The 6,299-nt window shown below is 59.1% G+C and carries 7 protein-coding genes; 6 read left to right on the plus strand and 1 reads right to left on the minus strand.

What is annotated here, in order from left to right:
- From trbG to ABF824_RS15010, 3 genes are all read left to right on the plus strand, one after another.
- The coding region (gene trbG, locus ABF824_RS15000; protein ID WP_415489795.1) for a P-type conjugative transfer protein TrbG at positions 1-653 on the plus strand (653 nt) is incomplete at its 5' end.
- Entirely contained in the window at positions 650-1,843 is a 1,194-nt protein-coding gene (locus tag ABF824_RS15005) for a TrbI/VirB10 family protein (RefSeq protein WP_415489796.1), read from the plus strand. The genes trbG and ABF824_RS15005, both read left to right, overlap by 4 nt.
- Positions 1,840-2,073: a DUF2274 domain-containing protein gene (locus ABF824_RS15010; RefSeq protein ID WP_415489797.1), complete on the plus strand. Its 234-nt coding sequence runs from the start codon at positions 1,840-1,842 to the stop codon at positions 2,071-2,073. Before ABF824_RS15005 ends, ABF824_RS15010 begins: the two co-directional genes overlap by 4 nt.
- Here the strand turns inward: ABF824_RS15010 and ABF824_RS15015 are convergent.
- On the minus strand, positions 2,063-2,983 hold the full coding sequence (locus ABF824_RS15015) for a LysR family transcriptional regulator (RefSeq protein WP_415489798.1): 921 nt from the start codon (positions 2,981-2,983) through the stop codon (positions 2,063-2,065). The genes ABF824_RS15010 and ABF824_RS15015 overlap by 11 nt on opposite strands.
- 152 nt (positions 2,984-3,135) lie before the next feature.
- Here ABF824_RS15015 and ABF824_RS15020 point away from each other — a divergent pair, with 152 nt between their 5' ends.
- From ABF824_RS15020 to ABF824_RS15030, 3 genes are all read left to right on the plus strand, one after another.
- Positions 3,136-3,633: an RNA polymerase sigma factor gene (locus ABF824_RS15020; protein ID WP_415489799.1), complete on the plus strand. Its 498-nt coding sequence runs from the start codon at positions 3,136-3,138 to the stop codon at positions 3,631-3,633.
- A gap of 83 nt (positions 3,634-3,716) precedes the next feature.
- Positions 3,717-4,673, plus strand: coding sequence for a FecR family protein (locus ABF824_RS15025; RefSeq protein ID WP_415489800.1), 957 nt, complete (start codon positions 3,717-3,719; stop codon positions 4,671-4,673).
- 206 nt (positions 4,674-4,879) lie between these two features.
- Positions 4,880-6,299: TonB-dependent siderophore receptor (locus ABF824_RS15030; RefSeq protein ID WP_415489801.1), on the plus strand; the 1,420-nt coding region annotated here is incomplete at its 3' end.

A 6,299-nucleotide genomic window follows, 5' to 3' on the forward strand; every position in this document is an offset into this window, starting at 1 on the left:
ATGCCTCGCCGGGCGAGATCACTGACATCATGCTCCAGCAGGGTGAAAAGCTGGTGGGCACCGGTCCCGTGGCGGCAGGTGACACGGTGCGCTGGATCATCGGCGATACCGAAAGCGGGGCAGGGGCGACAAAGCGCATCCATATCCTGGTCAAGCCGACGCGGCCGGATCTCACCACTAACCTGATCGTCAACACGGACCGGCGCACCTATCTGGCGGAACTGCGCTCCACGCCAGCCACCTACATGGCGTCAGTGTCGTGGAACTATCCCGAGGACGACCTGATCGCCCTGCATCGGCAGGACAATGCGGCCGATGATGCCACCCCCGTGGATGTGGGACTGGATCTGAACACGCTGAATTTCCGCTATGCCATCCAGCCGGTGAAAGGCGCCACACCGCCCTGGCTGCCCGGTCGGGCCTTCGATGACGGCCACAAGGTCTATATCGCCTTTCCGGACGGCATAGGGCAGGGGGAACTGCCGCCTCTGTTCGTGCTGGGAGCCGATGGCGGGCCTGAACTGGTCAATTACCGGGTGCGGCAGAACTGGATGATCGTGGACCGGCTGTTCGCTGCCGCCGAACTGCGGCTGGGCGACAAGCATTCCGAGCAAAGGGTGCGTATCGTACGCACTGACGGACGGCGGACATGACCGGGCAGGTTCCAACAGCGGGCGAAAATCCTGCGGCCCCCGCCACAGGGGGAAATCCCGCATCATCACCGCCCGACCTGCGCCTGCGGGCGGAACGGCCGCGCGTGATGCGTCTTAATCGTACCGTGGTCTGGGCGCTGGGTGGGGTAGGGATGCTCGCCATTGGTCTGGCTCTTGGCTACGCGCTGGAGAACAGCAGTCACAAAGCGCCGCCCGCCGCCAGCCAGGATACGGATGTGCGTCCATCGGCCGATGGGCTGGCAGGATTGCCCTCAGACTATGTCGGCAATGGTGTGCCGAAGCTCGGTCCCGCTCTGCCCGGTGACCTGGGACACACCATCCTGAAGGCACAGGAGCAGGGCAAGGCTACCTCGGGTGGCGACGACCGGCGCGCGCAACAGGAAGTCGAGGCCGCGATCGCCAGCCGACTGTTCGTGCAGACGGGGGAGCGCGACCACGCCAGCGAACAGGCGATCCCGCCCGCGCCGGGCGCTCCGGCCTCTCAGGGACCAGCGGCCCCTGCGACCGACGCACAGTCTGGCAACCGTGCCTTTCTGGCGGGCCAGCCGGACCGCATGACCGTCAGTCCCGACCGCATCATGCCGCCGGCCTCACCTTATGTCCTGCAGGCGGGCACGGTCATCGCTGGTGCGCTGAACACAAAAATCAGCTCCGACCTGCCGGGCCAGATCGTGGGGCACGTCACCCAGAACGTCTATGACAGCCCGACCGGCTGCTATCTCCTGATCCCGCAGGGCAGCCTGCTGTTCGGGGCCTATAACAGCAGCGTCTTCTTCGGGCAGCAGCGCACCCAGATCATCTGGACGCGGCTGATTTTCCCCGATGGTGAGAGTCTGGTGCTGGAGAAGCTGCCCGGTGGCGACGCCATCGGCCAGTCCGGCTTGTCCGATGAGGTCAACAATCACTGGGGCCAGCTTTTCAAGGCGGCCCTAGTGACCACGCTCCTCAGCGTCGGCTCCGAGGCGGGGACCAGCCAGAGTGAAAACAATCTGGCCCAGGCCATCCGCAGCGGGGCGAGTAACGGGTTTTCCATGGTCGGCAACCGCCTGATCGACCGCAGCCTCAACGTCCAGCCCACCCTGACCGACCGACCCGGCCTGCCCTTTACCCTGATCCTTTCCAGAGATTGGATACTCAAACCCTGGCACGCGAAGGAACCAGTCCCATGACCACGCTCCGCATCACCGAAATTCCGGATGAAAAGCCGGTCCGTATGGCCGTGGATATCCCTGCGGACCTCCATCGTGATCTGGTGGCTTACGCAGCACTGGTCAGCCAGAATGGTCAGCCCGTGGATCCGGTCCGTCTCGTGCCCCATATGATCCGTGGCTTCATCACCTCCGATCGTGCATTCCGAAAGCTCCGGCAAGCGGCACAGCGACCCAACCCTAAAACGTAGTCGCCTGCTGCTCCAGAAATCGGATGACCTTCCGTGCGGCTGGCGGGCAGACCGCCTGTCGCCAGGCCGCGCCATAGGCGAAGTGTGGGAAACCGTCGCCATCGGCCACCTCCACCACAGCGATCCGTTCCCGGATGGAGGATGGCAGAAATGCCAGCCAGGCATCCGGGAGCAGGGCGATACTTTCACCATTGGCGACCACCGCAATTACCCGCAGGCTTCTCATCGCTTCGGGCTGTATGCGTGGCGCGTATCCTGCCTGCCGCATCTTGCGTTCCAGCAATGCGCCCAGTTCCAGACCGATATCATCCTTGCCGATCAGAAAAGTCGCACCATGCAGTTCGGCCCATGACGCGGTTCCGGATTGTGCGATCGGATGCTCCACAGACATGACCGCAACGACGCGATCGCTCCAGAGTGGGACGGATGCCACCCCGGCGCCTGGTAATGGCAGCGTCATGACGGCCAGATCAATCGCACCCTCTTTGAGGGCCTGAAGCAGATCCTGCCTTGTCGCGTCCTGCCATGCGAAGGAAATTCCCGGCTCCGTCATGCGGTATGGCTCCAGCATGTCCGAAACCCGGCCAGGAGGAAGGCTGCCTTGTAGACCCACTGACACAATCCCGTTCTCACCAACGCTCCAGCGTCTTGTGTGTTCATAAAGCCGCGCCGTGCCATCCAGTAGCTCGTTCGCCTCTTTCAGGAACGCCGCCCCGGCCGGTGTCAGTTTCGCCCCACTGGACGTCCGGCGGAAAAGGTGGACACCCAACCGCTCCTCCAGCAACCGAAGTGATCGGCTGATGGCAGATTGCTTGCCTCCCATCATACGGGCCGCGCCATGGATGCTGCCTTCTGATGCAATCACACGGACAACCAGCAGTTCCCGGAGATCGAGCGGTGGTCGACGCATGCCAGCCTCCTGTGCGGATTTGAGTGTCCCACTAAGGAAGAAGACGTCTGCGCGATGTGAAATCAGTAACAAAAAAAACACGTGATATTGCGAACGATTATCATTTGTGCTAGGCAAAGCCGAGGTGCAATGTTTCTCAGGTAATTTTGGTCGTGAGCAAGGGGCGGATCAGCGGGCTGTTTTCGCGTCATCGGCGCGAACTCACCGACTATGTCGGTAAGCGGTTGCGCGACCGTGATCTAGCGGCTGATTTCGTGCAGGAGACATTTCTGCGGTTTGTCGAGCACGGCGACGCACTGCCCGCAGGAGCGTGCCGCGCTTTTCTCTTCAGCACCGCCCATAACCTGACCGTGGCCCATATCCGTGCGACGCAGCGCCGCCGCACGACCGCCGTCACGCACGAGGAAATCGCCGACATTGCCGATGATCAGGCGTGGCCCGATCAGGTGGCGGCGGCCCGGCAACGAATACGGCAGCTTGCCGCGCATCTGGAGGAACTGCCACCACTCACCCGGCGGATTTTTGTGCTCAACCGTGTGTCCGGCCTGAGTTATCAGCAAACGGCAGTCAAACTCGATATTTCGGAAAGCTCGGTCCAGAAGCATCTCGCTGCAGCGCTCCAGCATCTCCTGCGTCGTCTGCCGCGCTGACGTCATGCAGATTTTTTTACGGTCCTGAGCGTGTCAGGACGTCTTATCTCGTATGACCTCGCTTTGTCTTCAGGGCAGTGCCAATGACGGAATCCGTTGACGAACGGCAGGACCGGATCGACGGAGAGGCGGCTGCTTGGGTGATCCGACAGGGCGGAACGCCCCTGACAGTCGAGGAACAACGGGCCTTCGCTACATGGCGTGCCGCCTCCCGGGACCATGAGGAGGCTTTTCGACGCGCGTCGGCGCTGTGGTCTGATCTTGATGTCGGGACCAGACAGAAACGGGTGACACGTCGCCGTCAGATCGGAACGGGTGTGGCGCTGGGCGTGGTCTGCCTCGCTGTCCTGACAATGCAGGGCGATGGCGGCTGGCTCAGTCTTGATCGCTGGCGAGCTGACTATACGACCGCAACCGGTGAAATACGCACAGTTTCCCTGCCGGATGGCAGCACGGCGCAACTCGACAGTCATACCGCGCTTGCGATCCACTATGGAAACGCCGAGCGGCGGATCGTGCTGATCGATGGCGATGCCTGGTTCAGGGTCGCACCATTGGGCGCGACAGAGCATCGGCCTTTCGTCGTCGAAGCGAGGCATGGCACGTCGACCGCCCTTGGCACCCAGTTCATGGTCGAACGTGAACACGACAGTGTTCGCACGACCGTGACCGAGCATAGTGTCAGGGTTGTAACGCGCACCCCTGATGGCCTGACACATTCGGTCGTCGTCGCGGAGGGGCAGAGCGTCAGATACGACCTTGACGGTTCGCTGGAGACGCCGCAGGCCGCTCCGGTGGAAGCCATGACTGCCTGGCGCAGCGGACAACTCGTCTTCGACAACGCGGCGCTATCGGATGTGATCGCGCGTCTGAACCGTTATCGGCGGGGGCGCATCATGCTGATGGGGGCGCGTCTCAGGGATCGGCGGGTGAGCGGGGTCTTCTCCTGTTCCGATATTGACGGTGCGGTATCCTCGATCACCCGGCAACTCGCCGTGCGATCAGTATCGGTCGCCGGTCTTGCGACAATCATTTATTGAGAGCCTGTTTGTCCTGTCCCCTGGATGCACTTCCACCCGCTGAAACACGCTCTCTAATCCCTTGATCCAGAAACAAAAATAAAAAAACCTGCATCCGCCGCGCGGAATTCCTTACTGAGTCCTGAAGCCTCAGGCGTCTTACTCATTGACGCAAATGCAAAGCATTCTCGGTTCGAGGGTGCCGTGGCGATGGATGAAATGAGGCGATGATGGAACGTGGGGATGCACCGCGCAGGACAAAAAACCAGACCAGATGTGGAGTGTTGATTCGTCAGCTCATGGCGGGGAGCACCCTTGCCTGGTGCGCCATGGAGCTTTGCCCGTCTCTTGCCTTGGCACAGGGAACGGTCGCTCCGGTGACCGCGCAGACCGTCTCGGTGAATATCCCGGCGGGCGAACTGAACCACGCGCTCCTGACATTCAGCCAGACCGCTCACCTTCAGATTTTTTATGATATGGCCAAAGTGAAAGGGCTGCATGCCAACGCCGTATCGGGAACGATGACGACGGATCAGGCCCTGTCCCGTATTCTGGCCGGGAGTGGCTACAGTTTTTCGAGAACGGGTAATAAAATTTCGCTCGTTCCGGCAGCCGCCAACATCACGCTTGGTCCAGTGCGTGTGGGTGGAACTGTCGCACATCAGGATCCGACCGGCCCCGGCGTAGGTTATGTCGCATTGACGACTATGGCAGGAACGAAAACAGATACACCTATCACCGAGATCCCTAATTCTATTTATGTGGTGACGAAGCAGTTGATGCAGGACCAGCAACCGCAGGACGTGGTGGAAGCTCTCCGTTATACGCCAGGTGTCTATTCAGAAGCCGAAGGCGGTTATTCTAACGGATCTAATCCAGCCGGCACAGGTGGAGGTGGAATCTTTCAGCGCGGGTTTTCTTCAACTCCATTTGTCGATGGTCTTCAATGGAATTCGGCCGCGTCTGGCGAAACGGCGTTTTTAGAACGAATTCAGGCAATCAACGGTCCGGCATCTGTTATGTACGGCCAAGTTCATCCAGGAGGAATGATTGAAGAAGATCTAAAAAAACCTACAGATATTCCATTTCATCAAGTATCCGTGGGATTTGGCAACTGGAACCGTTATGAAACGACTATTGATCTCAGCGATAAGATTACAAAATCTGGCAATCTCCGTTATCGCGTTGCAGCAATAGGAGTCACGTCTGGTACACAGACTGACTATCTGAATTATCATAGGGTCGGTGTGCTCCCTTCTATTACATGGGATATTGACCACAAAACGTCTCTTACATTGCTGGGAATGTATATGTATACGCCGGGTGACGGGACAGGAGATATTATGCAGTATCCTGCGCGAGGGACACTCATCCAGAATAGCGCGTATCCGCGAATTTCGCGCAATAATTTCCTAGGACTGCCAAATTGGAATGTCGAAGGTAATAAAGAAGCAATGTTTGAATATCAGTTCAAACATGATTTCAATAGATACATTTCATTTTCTCAGACATTTCGCTGGGAAAATTCAAAGCATACTTATGAGAACGTGTATAATGATGGAAGTGAAACAGCCTCCATCGAAGATCTTTCGCCATGGGAACTTCGTGGCACCAGCAGCACTGTAGCGTTAGATAGTAGATTAAGCG

It is taken from the genome of Acetobacter sp. (assembly GCF_047721705.1).
GTDB lineage: Bacteria > Pseudomonadota > Alphaproteobacteria > Acetobacterales > Acetobacteraceae > Acetobacter.